The organism is Subtercola sp. RTI3 (assembly GCF_035018625.1).
Classification (GTDB): Bacteria; Actinomycetota; Actinomycetes; order Actinomycetales; family Microbacteriaceae; genus Subtercola; species Subtercola vilae.
On the sequence record NZ_JASJXO010000011.1, the window covers coordinates 1 to 25,671 of the forward strand.

General features: G+C 63.1%; 26 protein-coding genes and 1 pseudogene. 13 read left to right on the forward strand and 14 right to left on the reverse strand.

Annotated elements, in window-relative coordinates; translation table 11 throughout:
- The first annotated feature begins 19 nt into the window (after window positions 1–19).
- Window positions 20–679 (forward strand): DUF222 domain-containing protein, encoded by a 660-nt coding sequence (locus QN358_RS18850; RefSeq protein WP_416351964.1) that lies wholly within the window; start codon window positions 20–22, stop codon window positions 677–679.
- 30 nt (window positions 680–709) lie between these two features.
- On the opposite strand, the gene QN358_RS06310 is transcribed toward QN358_RS18850, so the two are convergent.
- The 3 genes from QN358_RS06310 to QN358_RS06320 form a co-directional block, all read right to left on the reverse strand.
- On the reverse strand, window positions 710–1,003 hold the full coding sequence (locus QN358_RS06310) for a hypothetical protein (protein WP_323511886.1): 294 nt from the start codon (window positions 1,001–1,003) through the stop codon (window positions 710–712).
- 26 nt (window positions 1,004–1,029) lie between these two features.
- Window positions 1,030–2,496, reverse strand: coding sequence for an MATE family efflux transporter (locus QN358_RS06315; protein WP_323511887.1), 1,467 nt, complete (start codon window positions 2,494–2,496; stop codon window positions 1,030–1,032).
- Window positions 2,497–2,613: 117 nt separating this feature from the next.
- Window positions 2,614–3,057, reverse strand: coding sequence for a MarR family winged helix-turn-helix transcriptional regulator (locus QN358_RS06320; protein WP_136640657.1), 444 nt, complete (start codon window positions 3,055–3,057; stop codon window positions 2,614–2,616).
- A gap of 201 nt (window positions 3,058–3,258) precedes the next feature.
- Here QN358_RS06320 and QN358_RS06325 point away from each other — a divergent pair, with 201 nt between their 5' ends.
- Together QN358_RS06325 and QN358_RS06330 are read left to right on the forward strand one after the other, a co-directional pair.
- Entirely contained in the window at window positions 3,259–3,807 is a 549-nt protein-coding gene (locus QN358_RS06325; protein ID WP_136640656.1) for a PadR family transcriptional regulator, read from the forward strand.
- A 4-nt stretch (window positions 3,808–3,811) separates the two neighbouring features.
- Entirely contained in the window at window positions 3,812–5,569 is a 1,758-nt protein-coding gene (locus QN358_RS06330) for an ABC1 kinase family protein (protein ID WP_136640655.1), read from the forward strand.
- Window positions 5,570–5,586: 17 nt separating this feature from the next.
- Here QN358_RS06330 and QN358_RS06335 read toward each other — a convergent pair whose 3' ends face one another.
- Both QN358_RS06335 and QN358_RS06340 read right to left on the reverse strand, forming a co-directional pair.
- The gene (locus tag QN358_RS06335) at window positions 5,587–6,237 is read right to left on the reverse strand and encodes a hypothetical protein (protein WP_136640654.1); all 651 of its coding nucleotides are present in this window, start codon (window positions 6,235–6,237) and stop codon (window positions 5,587–5,589) included.
- A gap of 306 nt (window positions 6,238–6,543) precedes the next feature.
- Window positions 6,544–7,206, reverse strand: coding sequence for a TetR/AcrR family transcriptional regulator (locus QN358_RS06340; RefSeq protein WP_136640653.1), 663 nt, complete (start codon window positions 7,204–7,206; stop codon window positions 6,544–6,546).
- A 117-nt stretch (window positions 7,207–7,323) separates the two neighbouring features.
- Between QN358_RS06340 and QN358_RS06345 the strand changes: the two genes are divergently transcribed.
- Window positions 7,324–7,947: an NADPH-dependent F420 reductase gene (locus QN358_RS06345; RefSeq protein WP_136640652.1), complete on the forward strand. Its 624-nt coding sequence runs from the start codon at window positions 7,324–7,326 to the stop codon at window positions 7,945–7,947.
- Between the two features lie 30 nt (window positions 7,948–7,977).
- Here QN358_RS06345 and QN358_RS06350 read toward each other — a convergent pair whose 3' ends face one another.
- The 3 genes from QN358_RS06350 to QN358_RS06360 form a co-directional block, all read right to left on the reverse strand.
- Window positions 7,978–8,694 (reverse strand): alpha/beta hydrolase, encoded by a 717-nt coding sequence (locus QN358_RS06350; protein WP_136640651.1) that lies wholly within the window; start codon window positions 8,692–8,694, stop codon window positions 7,978–7,980.
- A 129-nt stretch (window positions 8,695–8,823) separates the two neighbouring features.
- A complete protein-coding gene (locus QN358_RS06355; protein ID WP_323511888.1) occupies window positions 8,824–11,103 on the reverse strand; it encodes an MMPL family transporter in 2,280 nt (759 codons plus the stop codon).
- 59 nt (window positions 11,104–11,162) lie between these two features.
- Window positions 11,163–11,756, reverse strand: coding sequence for a sigma-70 family RNA polymerase sigma factor (locus tag QN358_RS06360; RefSeq protein ID WP_323511889.1), 594 nt, complete (start codon window positions 11,754–11,756; stop codon window positions 11,163–11,165).
- 112 nt (window positions 11,757–11,868) lie between these two features.
- Here QN358_RS06360 and QN358_RS06365 point away from each other — a divergent pair, with 112 nt between their 5' ends.
- On the forward strand, window positions 11,869–12,609 hold the full coding sequence (locus QN358_RS06365; RefSeq protein ID WP_323511890.1) for a response regulator transcription factor: 741 nt from the start codon (window positions 11,869–11,871) through the stop codon (window positions 12,607–12,609).
- Window positions 12,596–13,771, forward strand: a complete 1,176-nt coding sequence (locus QN358_RS06370) for a HAMP domain-containing sensor histidine kinase (protein ID WP_323511891.1) — start codon at window positions 12,596–12,598, stop codon at window positions 13,769–13,771. Before QN358_RS06365 ends, QN358_RS06370 begins: the two co-directional genes overlap by 14 nt.
- Before the next feature lie 466 nt (window positions 13,772–14,237).
- Here QN358_RS06370 and QN358_RS06375 read toward each other — a convergent pair whose 3' ends face one another.
- Window positions 14,238–14,489, reverse strand: coding sequence for a helix-turn-helix domain-containing protein (locus QN358_RS06375; protein ID WP_323511892.1), 252 nt, complete (start codon window positions 14,487–14,489; stop codon window positions 14,238–14,240).
- A gap of 67 nt (window positions 14,490–14,556) precedes the next feature.
- On the opposite strand from QN358_RS06375, the gene QN358_RS06380 reads away from it, so the two are divergent.
- Window positions 14,557–15,630, forward strand: coding sequence for a hypothetical protein (locus QN358_RS06380; protein WP_323511893.1), 1,074 nt, complete (start codon window positions 14,557–14,559; stop codon window positions 15,628–15,630).
- Window positions 15,623–17,083 (forward strand): hypothetical protein, encoded by a 1,461-nt coding sequence (locus tag QN358_RS06385; RefSeq protein WP_136640644.1) that lies wholly within the window; start codon window positions 15,623–15,625, stop codon window positions 17,081–17,083. The genes QN358_RS06380 and QN358_RS06385 overlap by 8 nt, the downstream gene beginning before the upstream one ends.
- Window positions 17,084–17,101: 18 nt before the next feature.
- Here the strand turns inward: QN358_RS06385 and QN358_RS06390 are convergent, their stop codons facing one another.
- The 5 genes and pseudogenes from QN358_RS06390 to QN358_RS18855 all read right to left on the reverse strand — a co-directional run bounded on the left by QN358_RS06390 (window position 17,102) and on the right by QN358_RS18855 (window position 20,571).
- On the reverse strand, window positions 17,102–17,488 hold the full coding sequence (locus QN358_RS06390; RefSeq protein ID WP_201799204.1) for a hypothetical protein: 387 nt from the start codon (window positions 17,486–17,488) through the stop codon (window positions 17,102–17,104).
- Complete coding sequence (locus QN358_RS06395; RefSeq protein WP_136640643.1) at window positions 17,489–17,926, reverse strand: hypothetical protein; 438 nt, start codon at window positions 17,924–17,926, stop codon at window positions 17,489–17,491.
- A 412-nt stretch (window positions 17,927–18,338) separates the two neighbouring features.
- Window positions 18,339–19,384: pseudogene (locus tag QN358_RS06400) on the reverse strand (PDDEXK nuclease domain-containing protein).
- Window positions 19,385–19,474: 90 nt separating this feature from the next.
- The gene (locus QN358_RS06405; RefSeq protein WP_416351960.1) at window positions 19,475–20,191 is read right to left on the reverse strand and encodes an IS3 family transposase; all 717 of its coding nucleotides are present in this window, start codon (window positions 20,189–20,191) and stop codon (window positions 19,475–19,477) included.
- A gap of 65 nt (window positions 20,192–20,256) precedes the next feature.
- Window positions 20,257–20,571, reverse strand: coding sequence for a transposase (locus QN358_RS18855; RefSeq protein WP_416351961.1), 315 nt, complete (start codon window positions 20,569–20,571; stop codon window positions 20,257–20,259).
- A 167-nt stretch (window positions 20,572–20,738) separates the two neighbouring features.
- Here QN358_RS18855 and QN358_RS06410 point away from each other — a divergent pair, with 167 nt between their 5' ends.
- The 5 genes from QN358_RS06410 to QN358_RS06430 are packed head-to-tail and all read left to right on the forward strand — an operon-like array spanning window position 20,739 to window position 24,962.
- A complete protein-coding gene (locus tag QN358_RS06410; protein ID WP_136640642.1) occupies window positions 20,739–21,323 on the forward strand; it encodes a universal stress protein in 585 nt (194 codons plus the stop codon).
- A 36-nt stretch (window positions 21,324–21,359) separates the two neighbouring features.
- On the forward strand, window positions 21,360–21,743 hold the full coding sequence (locus QN358_RS06415) for a VOC family protein (RefSeq protein ID WP_237280218.1): 384 nt from the start codon (window positions 21,360–21,362) through the stop codon (window positions 21,741–21,743).
- Between the two features lie 47 nt (window positions 21,744–21,790).
- Window positions 21,791–23,221 (forward strand): glutamate decarboxylase, encoded by a 1,431-nt coding sequence (locus tag QN358_RS06420; RefSeq protein ID WP_136640640.1) that lies wholly within the window; start codon window positions 21,791–21,793, stop codon window positions 23,219–23,221.
- A 53-nt stretch (window positions 23,222–23,274) separates the two neighbouring features.
- A complete protein-coding gene (locus tag QN358_RS06425) occupies window positions 23,275–24,807 on the forward strand; it encodes an amino acid permease (RefSeq protein WP_323511895.1) in 1,533 nt (510 codons plus the stop codon).
- Window positions 24,804–24,962, forward strand: a complete 159-nt coding sequence (locus QN358_RS06430; protein WP_323511896.1) for a hypothetical protein — start codon at window positions 24,804–24,806, stop codon at window positions 24,960–24,962. The genes QN358_RS06425 and QN358_RS06430 overlap by 4 nt, the downstream gene beginning before the upstream one ends.
- The last annotated feature ends 709 nt before the right edge of the window (window positions 24,963–25,671 follow it).

The window sequence follows — 25,671 nt, forward strand, 5'->3', positions numbered from 1 at the left end:
CGGTGAACCAAGCGACGAGATCACCAAAGACGTACGTACGGGTGAGCAGTTCGTCTTCGACCGGTTCTATGACCTCCTGACCGTCGCGGCAGGCCTGACTGGTGCGCCCCGTATCAATGGTGCCGCCCCGGTACTGAACATCCGCGTCGAACTTGATGACCTCACTGCCGGTCACGGGGTGGGGTGGGTTGATGGGATTGTTGACCCGGTCCCGATGTCCAGCGTCGAACAGATCCTCTGCCACGGCGACATCACGACCACCGTGTTCGGTACCCATGGGGAAGTGTTGCGGCACGGGAAAACGAAACGCCTCTTCACGACCGCGCAACGGGCCGCTATGGCCGCACGAGACGGCGGGTGTGTGTGGCCGGGCTGCGACCGAGGCCCGGCCTGGTGCGAAAGCCACCACGTCGACGACTGGAAACACCACACCTTCGCCCCCGGCCGCACAGACATCGACAACGGGGCCCTGCTGTGCCACTTTCACCACACACATGTGCACTCATCCGAGTGGAAACTTGCCATGCAGAACGGCGTACCGGTGCTGATCCCACCGAAAAGCATCGACTGGGAACAAACACCCAGACCATGCTCCCAAATCAGATCAAGACGACGCGGACCCTTGCCCACAACACCATTACCACCATGGGTCAGACAACCACGACCATACACAACCTGACGGTGCCTACCTTTGCCACACCGGGCCCAATCACCGAGCCTGTTCGGGCGGGTTGGGCATGCTCCTCAGCTCCGCGAGTTCTTCGCTGATGCGCGCCATACTGTAGGGCGTCGCGAGCCGTTCCAAACTCATGATCGCGACGACGTGCGCTGTCTCTTCTGTGATATCCAGCATCTGGGCGAGCATCCGGCACAGGTCGTCCCGATTGCCAGTCACTGCGGCGAGCGCGACGACCTCGCCGATTCGGCTCTGCGCCCGACCGATGGCCTCAAGAACCCTGATGCGGGAGCGAAGAGCTTCAGATTCATCGAATTCTGCATGCATCGCCCCACCCTACCTATGCCAAGTCGTTACGCGTCGGCCGGCTCGAGTGCCTGCTCGGCGCGCTCGAGGCTACCCTCGGCGAGGCCCCGGTCGATGGAGGCCCGCGAGGCGAGCCACATGATCACACCGATCAGAAAGACGATGCCCTCGGAGACGGTGAGCGACCAGATGATGCCGGCCAACCCGAACCAGAGGTTGCCGATGAGCACGATCGGGATGAACAGCACACCCTGTGACATCGACATGATGATGGCCGCTACAGACCGCCCGGCCGCTTGGAACAGAGACGTGATGAGGCCCGTGAATCCGTTGACGATCATGGCCACGAGCTGAGCGGTAAGAATGGTCACGCCGATCGCGAGCACTGACGGGTCTGAAACGAAGGCGGAGAACACTTGATCTCGAAATATGAAGACCGTGACGGCTGAGATCAGCACAACACCGCCGACCGTCATTGCCGACACCCGCAGCGCTGAGCGGAGCCGCGCCCGGTCACCCTTGCCATACGAGTAGGCGAGAAGCGGCAGCACGCCCAACGTGACACCCATCACCAGAAACTCCGGTACCTGTGCAATTCGCACGGCCACGCCCATCGCGGCGAGCGCACTGTCGCCGTAAGCCACGGCCAGATTGTTGAGCACCAGCGAGGTGACGATCAGAAAGGCCGACTGCAGCAGCTCGCCGATGCCCACGCCGAAGACCGGCTTGACGACCGACGGCGAGAGCGAGAACCACCGCGGCGCGAGGCTCACGTGCTCGCTGTGCCCCTGCAACCAGACCACGAAGTAAATGACGACACCGAGGTTCGACAGACCCATCGCCAGCGCAGCGCCTGCCACACCCCAGTGCAGAACGAGAATGAACAGAACGTCGAAGATGACGTTCGCGATGGTCGAGGCGATGAGCCCGATCATGACCTGGCGCGCGGCGCCCTCGGCCCGCACGATCTGCTCGAGGCAGAACGCCACGGCAAGAACGGGAACGAAGGCGAGCATGACGGCGACGTAGGCGCTCGTTGCGGGCACAGCCGAAGCATCCGCCCCAAGTACCGACACGAGAGGGCCCAGCAGAACCAGCCCGATCGCCCCGAGCACCGCGCCGGTGATGGCCGCACCCCAGACGGCGAACGAGGAGACGTGTTTGATTTCGCCGGCCTTGGCGGGGTCGTGCTCTGCGGCGCCGAGCAGCCGCGAGATAAGCGCGCCGCCGCCCACGCCGAACACGCCGCCGACCGCCATGACAAGGCCAAGAAGCGGCGTGCCGAAGGTGACAGCCGCGAGCAGGGTGGCGTCGTGCAGCGAGCCGATGAAACCGGCGTTGATGACGTTGTAGACAGCGCCAACGATCATCGCAGCGGCCATCGGCACACACAGGTGCACGAGGGCCCGAACAATGGGGGCGGCAGAGAGGTACCAACGGTTGGTGCCGACGGCATCGGCGCCAACACCGACAGCGGCACCGGATGACGTGGGTTGAGGATGCGTGGAGCTCATGACTGCTCCTTTCTGGGCAGGTGAGAGCGCGCGCCGACAGACGCCGGCACGGCGAAGGTAGTGAGGGAGAGAGGAAAGAGAGAGCGGTGAAGGAGGCGAAAGACGCGAAAAACTCGACTAGCGGGTGGGCTGCGGCAGCACTGCGGTCACCTTTGTAAGGAGGGCGTGCAGCGTGGCTCGCTCGGCCGCGTCGAGCGGAGCGAGGATCGTGTCGTCGGCAGCCGCCATCGCCGTTTCGAATCCGGCGATGAGGTCGACGCCGGCGGGAGTGGCGTACACGCGTTTGCTGCGTTCGTTGCCCGCCTCGGTGCGGCGTTCGATGAGAGCGCGGCGCTCCAGTCCCTGCAGAAGACTCGTGACGCTCGCGGGGCTCGTGCGACTGATCTGGGCGATGTCTCGCTGAATCGAACCGGGGTTCAGGGCCAGGTAACCGAGCACAAAAGCCTGTTCATGGCTGAGTTCGCGAGCCCTGATCCAGTCTTCGCCCACTTTGCGCTGGGCCCATCCGATCCAGCGCACCAGCTCGAGGCTGCTGCCCAGGTTCGCCTTCGGTTCGTTCATAATCAGAACACTAACTGTTTGAGTTCTAACTGTCAACCTTCGAACAAAAGCGTGTGCGCTGAAGAAGTGCATAGCATCCGGAATCGAACGCTGGGAACTCGCCTTAATCCCCTACCGCTGACCACTATCGCTATATATCGTTGAGTATCGTTCGCGAGTGATTCGGTTTGCGAGATACAGAGTCGAAAGAAGGAGTTCATCATGGCTGGTTCATTCTCGGCAGGAGCATTCGGCGGCGGCATTCCCACCGACGGCATGTGGCAGGCCATGGAGCAACTGCGGGCGAAGTTCGAGAAGCGCGTCGGAACCCGAGTGGGCCGGGGTGATGTTCGCGAGGCAGTGCTCGCCCTGCTCGCTGAGCAGCCGATGCACGGCTACCAGATCATTCACGAGATCGAAGAGCGAAGCGGCGGCAGCTGGAAGCCGAGCGCCGGTTCGGTCTACCCCACCCTGCAGCTGCTGGCTGACGAGGGCCTCATCGATGCGGCCGAATCAAACGGTCGCAAGACGTACTCACTGACCGACGCGGGGCGCGCGAGCGTCGCCGGCTCGACAGCGTCGACTCCGTGGGAGAACACCGAGTCGACCGATGAGGGCCACAAGTTCGGCGCGCTTCCGAAGGCCGGAGTCGAGCTGGCCCAGGCCGTAGCCCAGGTGGGCCGCACAGGCACGCCCGAACAGGTTCAGCAGGCCGTGTCCGCGCTCGAAGAGACGCGCCGCAGGCTCTACTCGATTCTCGCCCAGGACTGACGGGGTGCCACCTGATCGTCAAGTCCTGAAAGCGCCCGCAGCGGGAGCAACGCGCGCCCGCTACCGCCGCATCCTCCGTTTCGCCGGTTGGAACCTCGCTATCACGTGGTGGTTCGAACTGTTTCTGCCCCGCATCGGCCTGGCAAAGATTGCCGAGCGAACCCGCTCACGACGGATGCGCCGTTTCGCGCAGCGCTTCCACGTGCTCGCGCTCGACCTCGGCGGGCTCATGATCAAGGTTGGGCAGTTCATGTCGTCGCGCCTCGACGTGCTTCCGCCCGAGATCACGGCCGAGCTCGAAGGGCTGCAAGACGAGGTTCCACCCGTACCATTCGCGGCCATCCGCGCTCTAGCCGAGGCCGAGCTCGGCGTTTCGCTGCCCCGCGCATTCGCCTTCGTCGACGAGACACCTGTCGCCGCGGCATCCCTCGGTCAGGCGCATCGTGCTCGGCTCGGCCCGCTCGACGCGGCCGACACCGGTCTCGACGGCGTGGTACTGAAGGTACAACGACCCGGTATCGACGAGATCATCGACGTCGACCTGGCCGCACTTCGCCGGGTGGGTGGATGGCTCAGCCATGTTCGCCTCGTCTCCGACCGTGTCGACATGCCCGCGCTCGTCGAAGAATTCGCCCTGACCAGCCTTGAAGAGATCGACTACCTGCACGAGGCGGCCAGCTCCGAGCGCTTTGCGGCCGATTTCGCCGGTGACGCTCGCGTTGGCGTGCCCGCTGTGGTGTGGGAACGCACCACTCGACGCGTGCTCACCCTGCAAGACGTCACCGCCATCAAGATCTCCGACACCGATGCACTCATCGCGGCGGGCATCGACCCAGCCGAGGTTGCGCCGGTGTTCGCGTCGGTCATGTTCGACCAGCTCTTCACGCACGGCTTCTTTCACGCCGATCCGCATCCCGGCAACATCTTCGTCACACCACTCAGCGTCGAGTCGGGCGGCGCCGACATCGCTGAGAGCGGTACAGAGAGCGGTACCAGCCCCGGCAACACCAAGCGCCCCTGGAAGCTCACGTTCATCGACTTTGGAATGATGGGCGAGGTTCCCGCCAACACGCGCAGCGGCCTCAGAAAACTTCTCATCGCCGCCGCCTCCCGCGACGGTAAAGGGTTGGTCAACGCCATCCGCGACGTGGGTGTGCTGCTGCCCAGCGCCGAGACGAGCGAGCTCGAGCGTGCGATGACACAGCTCTTCGCCCGGTTCGGCGGCATGGGCTTCGCCGAGTTGCGCGAGGTCGACCCGCGCGAGTTCCGCGATTTCGCCGCGCAGTTCGGTGACGTCGTTCGGTCGCTGCCGTTTCAGCTGCCCGAGAACTTTCTGCTGATCATCCGGGCCATGTCGCTCACCTCGGGCGTGTGCAGCGCTCTCGACCCAGCCTTCAACCTGTGGGATTCTGTCGAACCCTACGCACAGCAGCTCATTCGTGACGAGCGCGGCAATGTGGTGCAAGACATCGCGAAGCAGGCGCTTCAGACGGCTGGCATCGTTGTGCGTCTCCCCACGCGACTGGATGCCCTGCTCACGCGCTTCGACGACGGCACGGTCGCGGTCACGAGCCCGTCGCTCGAACGGCGAGTCGCCCGGCTCGAGCGCACCGCCGGGCGGGTGATCTCGGCGATACTGTTCGGCGTGCTGCTCATCGCCGGGGCTGTACTCCACTCTGACGATGTGGTGCTCGGTACCGTACTGATGATCGCCTCGGTCATCCCGCTGCTGCACACGCTGCTGGCTGGGCGGCGGCGCTGAGACTCAGCCCTAGCGTGTCAACCGAATTCGAGCCATTCGATCGCACTCGCGAGTTCTTTTGCTTCTGGCGAGACAGCCGATGCGGCGGCCACAGCCCGGGCAGCTGACGGCACGATGGTCTGATAGTCGAGCTCATAGTCGAATTCGCTCGACGAAATGTGGCGACGAATGAGGCTGTAAGCCATACTCTTGGCGCGCAATGCCGCGTCGATATCGCCGTCCACGGCCGCGAGAATGGCACCCTTCATCAGCACGCGCCATGACAGAGCGAACCCGACAGGGTCTCTCAGTTGCAGCTCGATCGCAAAGGCACCGATCATTTCACGAACGTGGTCGATGTAGTCGAGGCTCTCGGTACTGAGCGTGCCCTGCCTCGCCATCTCGATGGCCAACGTGATGATGACGCACGTCTGGTAGTCGTCACGATGAAACCAGTCGTTGAGCACGTCATAGATCGACAGCAACCGCTCTTCGGCGGTACTCGCTGCGGGCCAACTGCTGGCTGGCACGAGACCGTACGACCACTCGAGTTCGCGCTGGCGAAGCAGGGTGATTGCTTCGTTGTCGGTGAAGGCGTCGCCGTTGTTTCGTCGGGCGAACTTGGGGTAATCCGCAACGACTTTGCGCATGCTCATCACTGTGCCGTCGAAGTCGCGCAGAAGATTCATGCAGTCAACCTACGCTGAAAAAGTTGCAAAATCATGAATTCATAAATTTGTCATATCAAGAAATCCGAAGCTGTGAGTTGGCCGCTCTATGAAAACATCAGCAATCGTCATGCCTCTCGGGCCACCTGGCCATCCTGCGACGAAACAACGTCGTCATCGCCGCCCGCAAAGGCAGCAAGGTCACCTACGTCTTGGCATACCCCGAGGTAGCCAATCTGCTGGCTACCGCACGCCGGCTGCTGGTCTAGATTCTGCAGCGCAACCAGCCAGACAGCGTCGCCGCCGCCGCTCAGGGTGCTTCGCTCTTCAGCTGGCTTCGCTGAGATGCACCATGGCGTCGTACAGCTGCTCCTCTGTCATCGGCGGCTCAGGAATCGGATGCGCCCGCTCGGCTCGGTAGGCATCGAGCATCAGGTAGAGGTGACGCCGCCACGCGTTCGGCGCTGTGGTGTTCGTGGCATCGATCATCCGACCGTTCGACCAGATGAGATTGACGATGTCGGCCAAGGTGATGTCGGGCCGTGCTGCGCCGGCATCCTGAGCCCGGGTGAGCACATCGTCGATCTGCTGGCACATCAGGTCGTGGATGCGCTCGGTCTCAGCATTGCCGGGAAAGCGTCGGGAGAGAAAGTCGTTGAAACCCCGGTCTCCCGCCTGAACGCGAAACAGGTTCTCGAGGTAGTAGACGAAGCCGTTCCACGGATCGTCGATCTCCATCGCGCTCGTGGCGCCTTCGAGAAACTGCCCGAGTTGAGGCCGAAGCGCGGCCATCAGCAGGTCGAGGCGGGTCGGGAAGTGGCGATACAGGGTGCCGATGGAGACCTCGGCGTCGCGTGCGATTCTCTCCAATGAGGCATTCACGCCTCGGGCGGTGAACTCACGTTGCGCCGCCGAAATGAGCCTGTCGTGGCTCTCCCTGGCGTCGCGGCGCCGAGGCACCCGAGACGGCTCACGGTCACTGATACTCATTCCGTCAATGTACCTCGAAAACCGAGGGGTCCCTCCGGAATAAACTGAGGTACCCCTCCGGTTGAGGGAACAGACTGCACGATCACCTCGACACTGCACCAGGAAAGAACACTCGTCATGACCACCATCAGCATCATCGGCTCAGGCAACATGGCCACCGCCATCGGCAACCGCGCTGTACAGCACGGCCACACCGTCGAGCTTCTGAGCCGCAATACCGCGACAGCCAAAGCCCTCGCCGATCAGCTCGGCAATGGAACCACCGTCGGCACTTTCGGGGCACGGCCGGCGGGCGACATCGTCATCGTCGCCGTTCTCTACGCCGGCGCAGTCGACGCTGTCACCCAGTTCGGCGACGCTCTCGATGGCAAGACGCTCGTCGACATCACCAACCCGTTCAACGCCGACGCCAGCGGCGTCGTGACCACCCCGGGCAACTCGATCTCCCAGCAGATCGCCGCCGCAGCCCCCGGGAGCGCACACGTCATAAAGGCGTTCAACTCGATCTTCGGTGGCGTGATCGCCGAAAACAAGCCCGTCGACCTGTTGTTCGCCGGCGACAACGCCGAGGCGAAAGCACGTTTCGCGGAGTTCGTCGAAAGCCTCAACATGCGGGCCCTCGACGCCGGCGGAATCGGAATGGCCCACGCCCTCGAATGGGCCGGCATTCTGCTGGTGGGCCTGGCCCAGAACGGCGCCGGATTCGACGTCGCCCTGGGCGCCAAGACCACGGCGATCTGACCAGTGAGCCGGCCGATGACGTCGGCCGGCTCAGGCCGAGCGCAGCATCGCCTGCAGGTGGTCTACCACCATCTCAGGGCGGGACAGAAACGGGTGATGCCCCGTGGGCAGTTCAGCCGAGCGGGTGGCCCGTGCCGCGTGCAGGCGCTGAAGAGACACCGACGTGCTGCGATCGTCGCCGCACACGAGGTACGTCGAATCGACGTTCTGCCACCCGGCCCGGCTCGTCGGCGTCATGAAGGCCTCGACAGCCTGCGTCGTCACCCGCTGCCACGCCTCGTGCCTCACCTGCGCGTCTGCATCGTGCAGAAACCGGGCCGCGAACGACGCCTCGTCGTACCCCGCAACCCCGAGCGTGCCGTCGTCGTTCATGCCGATCGACACCGGGTCTGCCTCGTCGCTCATGATCATGCCCTGCGACTGGCCAACCTCCGGCAGGTACGACGACACGTAGAGCAGATGTTTCACAGCAGGATGCTGGCCCGCCTCCGCGATCACTGTTCCGCCGTATGAGTGACCGACGACGATGGCGCCCTCGTCCGCATCGACGCTGTCGAGTTCGGCTCGCAGCGCCGCCGCGTCAGCAGCCAGGCCGCCCGCCGTCTGCTCTGGCGTGATCTCGCCGCACGAGGGCAGCAGCAGAGCCCGGCTCCGGATGCCCGTGCGGTTCTCCAGCACGTCGGCACTCCGCTGCCACCACCACTGCCCGTCGCGCACCAGAGCGCCGTGTACAAATATGAGTTCCACACCGTCATTATCGCCGCTGTAGCGCAGGTCGCGAATGAACAGGGCCCACGTCGGCAGAGCGGCAGAGGGCGCGTCGACGAACCCGCCCGGGCGGAGCCTATGTTGCGGTTGCGCGAGCCGTATTGTTCGTCAGAGGGCAGCTCCCACCGGGGCGGCCTGGGGATCGTCGGCCTCGGGGGCAGCCGGTTCAGCCGGTTCAGCCGGCGAGTCGAGGGCTGCCCGAGCAGCCCGGTCGGCGAGCATCCGGTGCACCTTCTCGCCTTCGATGTCGACGTTGGGCAGAATGCGGTCGAGCCAGCGCGGCAGGTACCAGGCTTTGTCGCCGAGCAGCATCAATACCGCCGGCACGAGGGTCATGCGCACGAGGAAGGCGTCGAAGAAGACACCCACCGCGAGCGCGAGGGCGATGGGCTGCAGCGCCGGGCCCTGGCCGGGAACGAATGAGGCAAAGACACAGAACATAATCAGCGCTGCAGCCGTGACCACGCGGGCGGCACCCACGAACCCAGTTTTCACAGACGCGCGCGCGTCACCCGTATTGGTGAACTCTTCGCGAATGCGCGAAACCAGAAAGACCTGGTAGTCCATGGCGAGGCCGAACAGAACGGCCATCACGAGAATCGGCAGGAAGCTGATGACCGGCCCCACCTTCTCCACGCCCAGGATGCTCGCGAACACGCCATTCTGAAACACCAGTACGACGACGCCCAGTGATGCGGCGAGCGACAGCAGGAATCCCAGGGCTGCGGTGAGCGGAACCGCGAGCGAGCGGAACACGAGGAGCAGGAGCAGGAGGCAGAGACCCACGACGACGAGGCCGAACGGCAGCAGTGCGGCTGCCAGCTTCTGCGAGACGTCGATGTTGACGGCTGTCGTACCGGTCACCTCATAGGTGTAGCCATTCGCCGCCTGGAATGCCGCGGCGCGATCACGAACCGATGTCACGAGCGTGGTCGTGGCATCCGAATCGGGGGCACTGCTCGGAATGATGACGAGGTACGCCGTATTGCCCGCAGGGTTCACGCTCGGTGCACTGGCATATGAGATGTCGGAGATGCCGGCGAAGGCGGTTGTGAACGCCACCGCCATGCCCGCGGGGTCGGTGCTCTTGGCACCGCTGAGATCTGCCGTCACGAGCAGGGGGCCGTTGTTTCCCGGCCCAAAGCCTGCGGTGAGCATGTCGTACGCCTGGCGACTGGTCGACGCCGCAGGGTTCGAACCGGCGTCGGGCATCGTGAACTTGAGCCCGCCCGTCAGCGCGGGCGCCGCGACGAGACCGAGGCCGACGATGACGGCGCCCACTGCGATCCACGGGCGCCGGGTGACCAGCGTGACCCACCGCGACCCGAGGGTCGGCTTGCTACCGGCCTCTGCAACGAGTGCACCCCGCAGTGCCGCGCGTGAGTTGGCCCGGGGAATGAGGGTCTTGCCGCAGAGCCCGAGAACCGCGGGCAGCAGCGTGAGCGAGAGAGCCATGGCCACGATCACAGCGATCGCGGCGCCGAGACCCATCGCCGAGAGGAACGGAATGTTCACTACGTACAGGCCGAGCAGGGCGATGATCACCGTCAGGGCCGCGAAGACCACGGCGCTTCCGGCGGTAGCCGTGGCGAGAGCGATCGAGTCGATTACTTTCATGCCCGTCGCCAGCTGCGTGCGATGCCGCGAGGCGATGAAGAGCGCGTAGTCGATGCCCACGGCGAGGCCGAGCATCGAGGCGAGAACCGGAGCCGTCGACGAGAGCGGAAGCACCGAGGCGAGCAGAGTGATGAGCGAGCCCGAGATCGAGACGCCGATGACAGCGGTCAGAAGGGGCATGCCGGCGGCAAGAAGTGAACCGAAGGTGATCGTCAGAATCACGAAGGCGAGCAGAAAGCCGATGCCTTCCGGGGCCGAGATGCCACCGGTGGCCGCGGGTAGCGGGTACCCCGAGTACGCCACGGTCAGATTGTGGCTCTGCAGAGTGTCAGCGATCGCAGCCACGGCGGAGGCATCGGCATCCGTCAGCGCGGTGCTCGCCTTGTCGTAGGTGAGACCGATGTAGGCGGTGCGCTGGTCTTGTGAAACCTGAACGGCGTACAAGACCTTCGAGCTGAACGGGTCAGAGACGCTCACCCCGGGTATTTTGGCGAGCTGCGCGGAGACGGCCGTGACGGCTGCTGCATCGTCTGCGATCGTCGTGCCTGCGGGAGCGACGAACACCACCTTGGTGCTCGCATCGTTCAGCGCCGGGAAACGCTCCGCCAGCATGTCATTTGCGTTCTGCGATTGCGTGCCGGGAATCGACACCGAAGCCTCAAAGTGGTCGCCGACCGCTTTGGAAGCGACAGCGCCGCCGGCGAGCAGCACGATCCAGACCACGATGACGAGGTAATGTCGGCGTGCCGAGAATCGTCCGATTGCATACAACAGAGTGGCCAATGTGTCCCCCAGCTCGCCTCCAGGAAACCTCCCGGATAGTAGGCAACCTATCGGCTTTTGGTATCGGCGCGCGCCTCATCGGGAATGACGTCGGGGGCGAGCAGCGCCCGGAGGCGCGTGAGGCCTTCGCGAATACGCCAATTGGCGGTGCTGAGTGGCACGTTGAGCGCGCGTGCGACTTCGACGCGGCTGTAGTCGTCGAAGTAACACAGTTCTATCGCCCGTCGCTGCAGCACTGGAATGTCGCGCAGAGCGAGCAACACTCCCTCTGCTCGCAGGCGAGTTTCGACAGAGAGCGCCACATCGTCGATGTGCTCCTGCCAGTCGCGAATGCCGATTCGGAGATCGCGGGTGCGACTCGCCTGCGAGGCACGTACGCGGTCGATTGCTCGGCGGCGTGCGATGACGCCCAGCCAGGTCGACACCTGAGCCTGCCCGGCATCGAACTTCGCACCGTTCTGCCAGGCCTCGAGCATCACCTCCTGGGCAACCTCCTCCGACTGGGCAGGGTCACGCAACACGCTCCGCACCGATTCGAAGACCCGGCCGAAGCACCGCTCATACAGGGCCGCGAATGCGTCATTGTCTCCTCCGCAGCTGCGGGCGAGGAGCACATCCGAGGTCTCGACTTCGCTTGTCATGATGTGACGGTAGGCCGGTGAGCCACGCCAGCGGCCCACGAAACCCTTACAGAATGCGAACGGTTGCGGTTGATGCCTAGGTCGACGACGACCGTACACCTACTGTGATGGAGTGAGCACACTGCAGGAGGAGACGCACAATCACGCCTTGCTCGACCGGCGCGTACTCGTCGTCGAAGACGATCCCACCGTCTCAGAGGTGGCGGCAACGTACCTGCGGGCCGCCGGTTTCATCGTTGATGCGGTGGCTGACGGTTTCACAGCACTCCAGCGCGTGATGCAGACACCGCCCGATCTCGTTGTTCTCGACAGGATGCTGCCTGGAATCGATGGCGTTGAGGTGTGCAGGCGTATTCGAGCGAACTCGGCGGTGCCGGTCATCCTGCTCACCGCGCTCGGAACAGAAGAAGACAGAATTCTCGGGCTCGAGGCCGGCGCCGACGACTACCTCACGAAGCCCTTCTCACCACGGGAGCTCGTGTTGCGCGTGCAGTCGATACTGCGCCGTTCGATCGTCGAATTCGCTGTCGAGTCACCGGTCGTGTTCGGCGCCTTCACCCTCGACCCGTCGGCACGAACCGCTGCGCGGGCGGGCGAGGCACTCGCGTTGACCGCCCGCGAGTTCGATCTCCTCGCTTTCTTTCTCAAACGACCGAACCAAGTGTTCGGCCGCGAAGAGCTGCTGCGAGCGGTGTGGGGTTGGACGCACGGCGACCTGTCGACGGTCACCGTGCACGTGCGCAGACTTCGAGAGAAGATCGAGGCCGATCCCACCCATCCCCTCGTTCTCGCGACGGTGTGGGGTGTCGGTTACCGGCTCGAAGGCGCGGTGCGAACCAATGCTGCTGTCTGACATCGCCGATGTCGCCCTGATCGCCTTCGTCACCACGATCGTCATCGGTGGTTGTGCCTCGGTTCTCCTTCTCGCACTGCGCCGCGCATCCCTGTTCGCGCAATTGTGCGTCGTGGTTCTGGCCGTCACGCTGTCAGCTGTTGCGAGCATGATCACCGTCGCGAATGCAATGTATCTCTCCGCTCACGACCTGACCGTCGCTGTCGCTGTGGCCTCCATCGCGGGCGTGGTCTCGCTGGCTCTCGCCGCACTTCTCGGCTGGATGATCGTGCGCAACTCTCGCGCCCTGTCAGCCGCCACACGCAAGCTCGGCGCCGGCGAGCGTGTTGACGAGGTGGGCCGCCACTACTCCGCCGAACTCGCTGCACTCGGCGCCGAGCTCGTCTCGGCGAGTGCCCGTCTGGCCGATGCACACGCGCAGACAGCGCAGCTCGAGGCCTCCCGCCGTGAGCTCGTGGCCTGGATCTCGCACGACCTCCGCACGCCGCTCGCGGGGCTCCGCGCGATGTCGGAGTCGCTCGAGGACGGCCTCGCAGACGACACCCAGCGCTACTACCGGCAGATGCGTTCGCAGGTCGACCAGCTCTCCCGCATGGTCGACGATCTCTTCGAACTGTCGAAGATCGACTCGGGTACGCTTCAGCTCACCCTCGACGACGTTTCGTTGTTCGACATCGTCAGCGATGCGGTCGCTGACGTTCAGTCGTTTGCTGCCGGGCGCGAGATACGAGTCGCATCAGCGTTCCGCCGCGATGTGGTGGTGCGAGCGGATGCCCGCGAACTCTCCCGCGCCATCACAAACCTGCTCGTGAACGCGCTGCAGCACAGCCCCCACGCGTCGCCGATCACTGTGTCTGCCGATGTCTTCGACGGTCACGCGTCGCTCTCGGTGATCGACGGTGGATCGGGCATACCCGACGCAGACCTGGCCCGGGTGTTCGAGCCGGGCTGGCGCGGCGCATCCGCCAGAACCCCTGCCGTCGGTCTCTCGGCGGGAACGGCGGCCACGCCGGGTTCGGCACTCACCGAGCCACACTCAAGTGGCGCAGGGCTCGGGCTGGCCATCGTGCGGGGAATCGCCGAGGCCCACAACGGTTCGGTGAGCGTTCGGAACGTGCCCGGCGGGTGCCGTTTCGACCTCTCGCTTCCGACGGCGGCCTGACGGGGGGCTGGGGTGGGGTGGGCACACAAAAACCCCCTACATCCTTGTGACAAATGGGCGTAGGGGGTTTGATCGTGGCGGTACCGGTGGGATTTGAACCCAAATCAAGGCCGCGAAGGCGAGCCTCGCCTTCTGGCTTCCGCATATTTACGGGCTTTTTCACTCACACAATGAGGCGTTGACTCCCGTTCTTCCTGACCAAGTGTTGCCAGAATGTTGCCACGCCGCTGACCTAGGCGTCAGTAATAAGTCTCTCCGCGGCGCGCGCAGCGCGCTCGTCCTCGACAGGCTTGAAGTATTCGGGACACTCGTAGTTCATGCACTTCAGCCCGGTGAGCGAAGACGCGTACGCGTGGTTGCAAGCCTTACAGTTGTAAGGATTGTTCATGGCGATTCAACTTTCAGCAGCGCGCCGAGCTAGTTCTCGACGACGGTCTCAGCCTAACAGGCGGCTCACAGGAAACGCTCAGACAACGGCCAGCCGGCTCGTCACGAATTTTTCGAAGTCGACTCGTGTAACACGTCGCTTAGAGCGACCGCGGCCGAGTTCGATCACCCGAAGCTCCCCGCTTTTCATGACATCGTAAACGTAGTCGAGCGACGTTCCCTGCAGCTCGGCAACTTGGCGAACGGAAAGTAGTGCTGTCGGGTCATGGAACGGCGCTGCTGCTGAGGGACATTGCCCGAGTCCGTCGCGCTGGAAGTTGCGGCCGGTCACGGCAACCAATTCTTCTCGAATAATTTGCCGCAATATGTCCTCAAAAGTGCTTATCTAGTTGTCCGTCGTGTGCAGCGCGCCCACACTGTCACCCGTCGCCGATACTCTCTTCCCAGAAGCTGAACCGCAAAGACATCCGGGGGTCAAGATGGTTGAACCGCTGGACGTGGACAATGCCAAAGAAGCCGTTGGCAGGGCCATCGACGGTGTCGGTAAAGCCGCTCGAACCGCTTCAACGCAGATCGTCGGGCACGTCGGCAACGTCAAAGGAGCCGCTAAAGGCACAGTCGAGAAGCTGACCGCGAAAAAGACGGACCCTTACGAAGGGGCCATCGCGGAGTACAACGACGCCTTCACTGCGATGAGCGATAAGGGCCTGTCGCTTCTGCGTCAGCGCGAACGCTCGACCGACCTGATCGAACTGATCGCGTTGTTAGTGAACAGCATCGCCAACACTCCCAAGACGTTCGACACCGACTTCGACGAGATCCAAGCGGCCCGGAAACGGTTCCTGCACGCGGAAGAGATCGCTCGCAAGGAACTCGCCGCGGCACGTTTATCGGCAATCAGCAGCGGTGGCGGCTTTGCTGCGGGTGCCGCGGTAGCGAGCATTGCGCCGACGGTGGCGATCTGGGTCGCCACGACATTCGGCACAGCATCCACCGGTACCGCGATCTCGACACTGTCTGGGGCAGCAGCCAGTCAGGCTGCACTGGCCTGGTTGGGAGGCGGGGCTCTGGCTGCCGGTGGCGGCGGAACCGCTGCAGGCACAGCACTGCTCGCATTGGCTGGCCCGATCGGCTGGACAATCGCCGGCGCAACACTGCTCGTCTCGATTCTTCTCTTCGCGAAAGTGAAGTTCGACAACCGAGAGACAAAGCAACACGCCCTCTCGGCGGTCAAGCGTAATACCGCCCTCGTTAGAGGCATGGATGCCAAAATCGATGATCTCCTTCAACGCACCGCCACTCTCCGCGGGCTGCTGATGAAGAGTTACGGTGACGCGTTACGTCATTTCGCTGCCGACTTCCTCGTACTATCTGCGCCCGAGAGATCTCAGCTCGCCGCGCTGGTCAACAACACGAAGGCTGCCGCGGCCCTTCTGATCAAGCACGTCGAGCAGGGTGCCGACGATGACTGATCCAGCGAGTCTCACAAAACGTAGCCAGGAGAAGGCGGTCGCTGCGTGGGTGAATTACCTCAACCAGCTCCGGCTGGACAACCTGCTTACCGCCCTCCGTCGGCAGGACCTGAACCTTCAGGATGCGCTCACCAGCGTTGACGAGGCGCTCCGGAAGATCGATCTTGAAGTGGTCGTCACCAACCGCGGCGGCGTGACGGGTATGCACGGCTTCATCGCCGAGGTCGCAGAAGTGGGCGTCGGCAACGCTCGGAGGCAAGTGCTCGGGGCGGATACCGCCTATCGGTGGGTGAACGACAACGGCCCAGTGGACCTGATGCGCGGCGGCGTGGAGATTCAGCAGAAGTTTGTTGCGGCTGGCGGCCGGTTCGGACTTGGCGCGATCGCGGAGCACCTCCAGAAGTATCCCGACTTCGTAAAGAACGGCGGGAAGTACCAGATTCCCGGCGACCACTTCGAGGTCATCCAGAGCCTGCACACTCTGTCGCGCGAGGATGCGAGCACGTTGCTGACGCGTAGCGGCGACGGCCCGTCGTTCGCGAGCTGGCAGCGGGTGCACGCCTTCTTCGAGACCGGCGATGTCGGCATCGAGTCACTTGAACCATCGACCCTGAAATACCACGAAGCGCAAAAAGGCGCCTACGGCTCGACGCTGACCGCGGAAAAGGACTCCCTTCGCTCCACCGACCAGTCTCGGCGTGACGACGCCTACCAACAGAGTCGGCCGTCGGCTAAGCAGGGTGCGAAGGTCACGCTTGGCGCCGCCGCCATCGAAGGCGCGACCAGCCTCGTGCTGGCCGTGGCCGAGAAGCGGCGGGATGGCACGAAGCTCAAGGATTTCACGGCCGATGAGTGGATCGGCATCGCGAAGGAGACCGGCTTCGGCTTCGTTAGGGGCGGCGTCCGGGGCGTGAGTATTTATTCACTCACTAACTTCACCGCAACGTCTGCAGCTGCCGCCAATTCGATCGTGACTGCTGCTTTCGGTATCGCGGGACAGGCCAACAAGCTCCGCCGCGGCGAGATCGAAGAACTGGAATTCATTCAGAACGCCGAGCTCGTCTCGTTAGAAGCTGCCGTCGGCACTCTGTCGTCCTTCGTTGGACAGGCGCTCATTCCCGTACCCATCCTGGGCGCCGTGATCGGCAACACAGTCGGCATCGTCATGTACAAAGCGGTCTCGTCCTCTCTCTCGAAGCGAGAAGCAGCACTGATCGCACGTTACCTTGGCGAGCAGCGACTGCTCGACGACCAGATCTCCGCCGAATACCAGGAACTCATCGAGAAGCTCGACGCGGGCATGTCCGACTACCTCGGCGTGCTCGAACGAGGCTTCTCACCCGATGTCGACGACGCCTTCCTCGGATCGGTCGAGCTTGCGCGGCAGCTCGGAGTGGCCTCGGATGGAGTCCTGGATAACGACGAGAAAATTCTGTCCTATTTCCTCGAGTAGCGCCTACCCGCACGAAGGCTAGCGGAAATTCTTAGCGGAATCCGTCTCGTTCGGGTGTCCGGTCGCGGCTCTCGTGATGATCACCCGGCCGGGCTTCTTCGGCTTGGCGGTGGGCTCGTCGACGACGTACCAAATGCGGGCGCCGTCAGTGACCTTGTACTGCCACTGCGGTAGCTCCACGCCGTCGACGATTACGACGGCCAAGTCCCCTTTGAGTCGGTAGCACCGGGAAGAGTCGAACAGGGCCGGATGAACTCGTAAGTAGTCGTGAGCATCCGCGAGAGCATTCTTCGCTACCGCCTTCAGATCACCCCAGCCCCGCTCAGCAGAGGCGCTGCCAAAGAAGATCTCATACTCGGTGCCTTTGAGTGGCCGGGGAACCGGGATGTCTCTCTTCCCGGCCATCTACGGACGTTCGACTCGCACCTGAACAGTTGGCAATTCGATGGGCTCAACCTGGCTCATGCCCATCGCATACGCCAACGCCGTCTCCTGCCATTCCTGTTGCGCCTGCAACAAACGATCGTACGAACCCAGCTCGCTTGACGAATAAACCAACTGCTCAATCTCAGCCGCATACAAAGCAAGCTCATCAGGTGAAAATTCGGCAGTCCACGCAAACAAGTCGGTCAGCGCCGCAACGACATTATTCTGGTTCCGGCCGATCGCCCGAATCAACCGACTCGACAGAGCCGTGCCGTTCTGGAGTACGTCGAGATCATGGCCGCGCAAAATCACCAGATCGTCACCATCACGACGCGTGATACGAACCTGGCCTTCATCGATATGGGCCAGAACCTCCCTGGGCTTGCGAAGAAGGTCAGTGAAAGTCGCGGTACTCATCGCTCAAGACTACAGCAGATAAACATCTGATTGCGTGGATCGCAATCCTTGCGAGAATGGAAAGCAGGTGCTCGACAGCAGACCGACTCCGCCCCATGGTTCTCTTCCGGGGCCCATCACGTGGCCTGCGCTAATCAGGCACTCGTGGTTAAATTGTGGGCAAATCATGCCCTGACTGAGGGGAAAAGCGCCTCTGACTAGGGGTTTTATGGCGGTACCGGTGGGATTTGAACTCTAATCTGGACCCTTGCAGCGATTGGGATCCGTGCAAGATCCGCGGAAATACAGGCTTCTCGACTCACTCCAGAGCTGTTTGAATGATCGGAGTCACACTCAGTTGTGGGCAAGATGTGGGCAAGCCAAATGGGCTTCGAGTCGAAGATGAGCGATTATCCGTTCCCACAATGATCTGTCATTGTTCCGAGTGATCGGTGACTTGCCAATCCAGCGCGGCGGCGATCTGATCTGCGGTCGGCAAGACCGCCTGCTCGTCGGCGGGTAACGACTCGTAGGTATACGTGGATACCGCCATCGGCGATCCGGTTTGCCCCAGCGCATAACGAACCGTGCGGGCGTTATGGCTACCGCAGATCAGGATACCGCCGGTCGGTCGGTGAAATCCCGGCGCATCTTGTCGTCGACAACCGCGATATAGAAACCGAGCTGGCCCGTATAGCCCGGCTCGAACTTACCCATCTTCAGCTCGATGACCACATAACGGAGCTGCTCAGTGTGAAAAAAGAGCAGGTCCACGAAAAAGTCATCGCCGCCAACATCGAAGTGCACCTGTCGTCCGACGAACGCGAAGCCAGCACCGAACTCGCGAAGAGTCTCAACGATCCGGTCCAACAACGCCTGCTCAAGGTCGCGTTCGGCGACCTCGTCTGTGAGATCGAGGAAGTCGAAGACGTAGGGATCTTTCGAAAGCTGGGTCGCGAGGTCCGAGTCCGCCGGCGCGAGTTGGCCTGCGAAGTTCGACGGCGCAGCGCCCGTGCGCTGCAGCGTCCTATTCATGATCTGGTTCATCAAAGCGTTCCGCGACCAGGCATGCTCGGCAGCCTTCGCTACGTACCAGTCGCGTTCGCTTTGAGTCTCGAGCTTGTCAAGGATCACCATGATATGGCCCCACGGCAATAGTCCAGCAGCTTGCTGGACTAATTGGTCAAGGTCCGGCCATGCCCCCGCGAACGAACGCATGTAGAACACATTTGATCTCGAGAACCCTTTCATGGCGGGGAACTCCGCGCGAAGGTCTTCAGCGAGACGCGTGACGACTTGAGAACCCCACCCCTCGTCGATCTGGCGTTGCAAGACGGTATTGCCTATTGACCAGTACAACATGATCAGTTCCGCGTTTACACGACGATGCGCCGTCAAACGGGCCGCGCGCACTCGACTCTTGAGGTCTTCAAGGACTAGCGGATAGTCCGAAGGTACCGATCCAATCTCAGAAACCATGCGCTCACGCTACCCGCGCCGAGTTAGTCCAGCAGGCCGCTGGACTAAGCGAATGATTCGGCCTGGGTTTAGTTCCGACCGGTTTGTCCGTTACTGGGTCAGTACCGGAGGTGCTTTGATGTCAGCGTAGTACGCGTTCTCGACTTCGATGGGTGTGCGCATGTCGAGTTCGCCGTGGAGGCGCTGGTTGTTCCACCACCACACGTATTCGAGGGTCGCAAGCTCGACTTGCTCGACGGTGCGCCACGGGCCACGCTGCCTGACGAGTTCGGTCTTGTACAGCCCGTTCACCGCCTCATCCAGGGCATTGGCGTATGAATCACCGACGGTTCCTGTTGATGGTTTCGCACCGAGCTCGACGATCCGGTCGGTGTAGACCATCGCCATGTAGTTCGACCCGTGATCGGAGTGGCGCGTGAGCCCGTCGAGATTACCGCCCGCCGCCCACGCCGCCATATCGAGTGCTTGCAGCGGCAGAATGTCCGCCCGTAACGTCGACGCGACGTTCCAGCCGACGATACGTCTGGAGTAAACATCCGTGACGAACGCGACATAAGCGAACCCAGACCATGTCGCGACGTAGGTCACGTCACAGACCCGGAGTCGACGCGGACCGTCAGCGGTGAAGCGTCGCTGAACGAGATCAGTGGGCCTGGCGGCGGTGGGGTCGGATTTCGTCGTGAACACTCTCTTCGACCGTCTGACACCGCGGACTCCCGCGAGTCGCATCAGCCGTTCGGTCTGGTCCCGGCCGATATCCCAGCCCTGCCGGCGCAGCAGCGCATGCATCTTCCGTCGCCCGTACACGCCCTAGTTCTCCGCGTGCAACCGTGTCACCTCGGGAATCAGCAGATCGTCTTCAATGAAACAGATCATCTCGTCGTGGGGCGGCCTGGTTCCTTGGCGAAAAACACGCTCGCCGCTTTCAAGATCTCATTCGCGCGCCGCAGCTCAGCATTCTCACGCTTGAGCTTCCGGTTCTCTTCCGTCATATCCGTCGTGACACCGGGCCGCACCCCGGCATCGATCTCGTACCGGCGGTGCCACACCCGCAATGTGTCAGGCGACACCCCAAGCAGCCCACCCACGTGCTGACAGGCCGCATGCAAACTCGGATACCCCGCTCGTGCCTCAACAAGCATCCGCAACGCACGCTGCCGAAGCTCAGGATCATATTTACTAGCCATCGTGTTCCCATCCTTATCTAAAGATCGGAACTAAACCCAGGCCGAATCAACCCATCAGTAGTGCCATTGGTCCCACCGCGTGAACTTGCCCAGCTGACCGGTAGCGTTCCACGGGTTGTGACCAAAGACCCTATTTGAGGGTCTTTGATCGGTGCGAATCTGACACCATGACATTCCCCACGGCACCCGAAACGCATGACCGAACGGGCCACCCGATCGGTGAAGAAGAACCCGACGGACGAGTATCTCGGTTCGGCGTCGACGGCACCGGCGTCACGACCGACGAATACAACACCGCCCTCGCCTTCGACGAACAGGCCAACCTCGTCCGGACCACCCGCATCGTTGTCGGACTTGACGGCTCCCCCTCGTCCCTAGCGGCACTCCGGAAAGCGGTGACCCTCGCGGCCGGGTCGAATTCGGCCGTGCAGGGGGTTGTCGCCTGGCAGATCCCCAACGGATACGGAGGCTACAACTTCACCGACTGGTCACCCGAGACCGACGCGTTACAGATCATGAACAAAATAGTGAAAGACGCGTTCGAGGGCACCGCGCCAGAGTGGTTCACCCCCGTTGTCAGGCAGGGTAACGCTGCCGCAGTGCTCGTCGAACTGAGCAAGGGCGCCGAGATGCTTGTGGTCGGTAGTCGCGGCCACGGCGGTTTCGCCGGCCTCCTGCTCGGCTCTGTCAGCACTGCGTGCGCAGAACACGCGCACTGCCCCGTCCTCGTCATGCACGACGACGACGCCTGACTCCGCCGCGTTGTTGTGAAGCTCTCCTCCGCGGTGATGTTCGTGAAAACCCTAAGCCGGTCCGTCGACTTCTACACCCAGTTGCTGCAAGCCACCGTCACTGCCCGCGACACCTCAGCAGCTCTCCTCGTCAGCCCCGGTGACTACCAGCTCTACCTCCGAGAACTGGGGTCCTGGGCCGAACACCCCCTCGGCGCGATCGGGATCCAATACCTGATCTGGAGCGCCGACACCCTCGAAGACCTCCGTCGCTGCGAAACGCTTCTCCGGGAACTCTCACCCCACGTCACCGCGCAGACGGTCGACGGCTTCGACATCGTCGAACGGCCAGGCCCTGACGGTGTACCCATCGTCATCGAGCACCCAGGGCCCGACCAGATCCCCCGCGACCAGATCATCCCCCGCATCTACGCCTGGTGACGCCCACCATCACCCCCGAAACACCCCAACCGGAATCGAGAAGGACCATGACACGCACAGACCCCGACGTTGTCGTCGACAACGAGATGGACGACATCTTCGCCTCCACCCCCATGACCACCCGGGCCCCCAAGACCCGCTTCCCGGAACATGAACAGGAACCTCGCGACGTCTACCAGCTCGTGAAAGACGAACTGATGCTCGACGGCGTCGCCCGCATGAACCTCGCCACGTTCTGCACCACCTGGGTCGAACCGGAAGTCCGCCAACTGATGGATGACTCGCTGGACAAGAACATCATCGACAAAGACGAATACCCCCAAACCGCAGAACTCGAAACGCGCTGCATCCACATGCTCGCCGACCTCTTCCACTCCCCCGAAGCCGCCACCACCATTGGCACCTCCACCACCGGGTCAAGTGAAGCCGCAATGCTCGGCGGGCTCGCCGCGAAATGGCGGTGGAAGGCCCGCCGCCAGGCAGCCGGCAAAGACACCGCCCAGCCGAACCTGGTCTGCGGTCCGGTGCAGGTGTGCTGGGAGAAATTCGCCCGCTACTTCGACATCGAACTCCGCCAGGCACCCATGAACGCCGGCAACATCATGACCCCAGCCGAAGCCCTCGCGCTCTGCGACGAGAACACCATCGCCGTCGTCGTCACGTTCGGCCAGACCTTCACCGGCAAGTTCGAAGACGTCGACGCCATCAGCGCCGCCCTGGATGACCTGCAGCTGCGAACCGGGCTGGACATCGACATCCACGTCGACGCCGCCAGCGGCGGGTTCGTCGCCCCGTTCTGCGCCCCCGACATCCAGTGGGACTTCCGGCTGCCGCGCGTGAAATCGGTGAACGTCTCCGGCCACAAAACCGGACTCGCACCCCTTGGCAGCGGCTGGGTCATCTGGCGTCAGGCCGCCGACCTCCCGGAGGAGCTGATCTTCAACGTCAACTACCTCGGCGGGTCGATGCCGACCTTCAACCTAAACTTCTCCCGCCCCGGCGGACAGGTCGTCGCCTCGTATTACAACTTCTTCCGCCTCGGCAAAGAGGGCTATCGGAAGGTACAGTCCGCGACGTACGCCGTCGCGAAGCACCTCAGCACGGGCATCCGGAACACCGGCCGGTTCGACATCGTCTTCGACGGCAACCCGCAGGAGGGCATCCCCGCCGTCACCTGGAAACTCACCGGAGAAACGTCCTCATTCAACCTCTTCGACCTCGCTGAAGAACTCCGCACGAGGGGCTGGCTCGTGCCCGCCTACACCCTCCCACCGAACCAGGAGGCTGTCACTGTGCAGCGCATCATCGTTCGGCACGGCCTCAGCATAGACATGGCCGACCTGCTCCTCGCCGACCTCGGCAACGCGATCACCAAACTCGACAACCGGCCGCCCTCGCGTCCCCTCACCGCGGCCGAAGCCCCTAGCTTCAGCCACACCGGAACCGCCGCGGTACCCAGTGAGCTGGTGCACTCATGAGCAGCCCCAAGCGAACCTCATTCGCATCGAAGAAGAAAAAGAACAACCTTGCCATGACCGTACCGACGGTCGCATTCCTCACCGCGGCCGCCGTCGTCACGAGCCTTCGCGGGCTCCCCGTGATGGCCAAAGAAGAACTCACCATGTTCGTCTACATCGGCTTCGCCACCCTCCTTTTCCTTGTCCCCGCCGCCCTGATCTCTGCGGAGCTCGGCAGCGCGTTCTCCAACCGCAAAGGCGGCGTGTACACGTGGATCGGTGAAGCGTTCGGGCAGCGCTGGGGGTTCGTCGGCATCTGGCTGCAATGGATCCAGAACGTTGTCTGGTACCCCACCGGACTCGCCTTCGCCGCAGCAGCAGCCGCCTACGCCCTGAACCAGGCAGGGCTCGCGCAGGCACACGTCTACGTCGGCGTGTTCTGCATCGTCAGCTACTGGCTCGCGACCCTCGTCGCTCTCCGCGGCAACGCACTGCTCGCGAAGATCGCTAAATACGGCTTCCTCGTCGGTACCGTCGTCCCCGGCGCCGCGCTGCTCGGCCTGTTCATCTACTGGGCAGCGACCGGGCATGCGATGGGCTGGACCACCGCCACAGACCCCGCCGTCGCGACCGTCGTGAACGGCGACAGCACTCCGCGCCTGCTACCCCTGCTCACCGGCCTCGGCTCCCTCGCGTTCCTCGGCAACATCATGCTCCTCTTCGCCGGCGTCGAAGTACAAGCCGTGCACGTCGGAGAAATGAAGAACCCCAGGCGCGGCTTCCCCGCCGCGATGCTGCTCGCCTCCGGCATCTCTGTCGCCGTGTTCCTCCTCGGCTCCATCGCCGTCGCCGGCCTCGTGCCCTACAACGACATCGTCCTCCAAACCGGAGTGTTCGACGCGATGGGCACCGTGCTCGTGGGGCTGTGGAACATGAACTGGCTCGTACAGATCCTCGCCGTCCTCGTCTGCTACGGGGCACTCAGTGGCGCACTAGCGTGGATCTCCGCTCCCAGCCGTGCGCTCCTCACGACAGCGCACGACGGGGTACTGCCGCCGATCCTGCAGAAGACGAACAAGGCCGGTGTCCAACGGAACATCCTCATCCTTCAGGCCATCATCGTCACCGCGGTGTCATCGATCTACCTGTTCACCGCCGACGTCAGCGGAGCATTCTTCCTCATCTCCACCGTCACCATCAGCCTCTACATCGTGATGTACATGTTCATGTACGCCGCCGCCATTCGGCTGCGCTACACCCAACCCCACCTCCCCCGCGCCTTCAAGATCCCCGGCGGCAAGCCCGGCATGTGGATCGTCGCCGGCATCGGATTCCTCGCCGTCGCGTTCGCTCTACTCGTCTCGTTCTTCCCGCCAACTCAGCTCCCGATCGGTGACCCCACCACCTACGTCGCCCTCGTCGCTGGCGGGCTCGTAGTCTTCGTCAGCGCCGCACTCCTGATCTACCACTTCAAGAAGCCGTCCTGGCGAAACGGCTCCCCCGACCAGAAACCACACGAAGCCAGCTTCAACCCGGTGGCACCCTCACCAGCACTGCCGGACACTCCGGCGCCCCGCGAACCCCAGAAGGCAGGAGCCCCCTCATGAAACATCCCTCCCCGACCGATGTGTCCGGAACCGACCGCATCGAAACCGCCGAAGACATCCTCGAAGAAGACATCGTCAATGCCTCCCTCGCAGAACAGGGGCTCCTGCCCATCCCCGACGCCGCCCCCTCCGACGGGCCCGCGCCCGCCGCCTGACCGAACCCTTCACCCAACCCGCCGCACCACCGAACCCGCCGCTCCACTCAACAGAAAGCGAGTACGTCAGGACTGCGCAACCTCTCACACGCCCCACCACCTCCGGCCAGGAACACCACCTCCATGCCGACGCGGCCACCCCGGCCGCGTCCTCAACGACGGGACGACGCGTCCTCGCGGCACTCCGACTCGCTACGGGCTTCATCTTCTTCTGGGCCTTCATCGGCAAACGCTTCGGACTCGGCTACTCCACACCCGCCGCAAAAGCGTGGATCAACGGCGGAACCCCCAGCCAGGGATTCCTGAACAGCCCCTCCGTCGTCGGGCCGCTGAAGCCGTTCTACGCCCGGATCGCCAGCCCCCTCGTGGACTTACTACCGCATCATCTACGCCCTCGCCCTGATCACCGTCGCCGCCCTCTCCGCCGGTGACACGTGGGGCCTCGGTCGAGCGTGGAAGAAGCTTCCCCTCGTACAGCGATATCGCTGGCTCATCTAGCGTCACGCAACCCCCGAACGAGCAGACCCATAAAGTAAGGCAAGAGATCCCCAACTCGCCCCACGCCGCCGACGAACTACCCCACTGGGTACCAACCGCCGAATATCTCTACGTACGCATCATTCCGACCGACATCCAAGGACGCCAATTCGAACGTCAACTTCGCCTCATCATTCCCGAAAGATGAGGCGAACCGATCGGTTCACCCAGA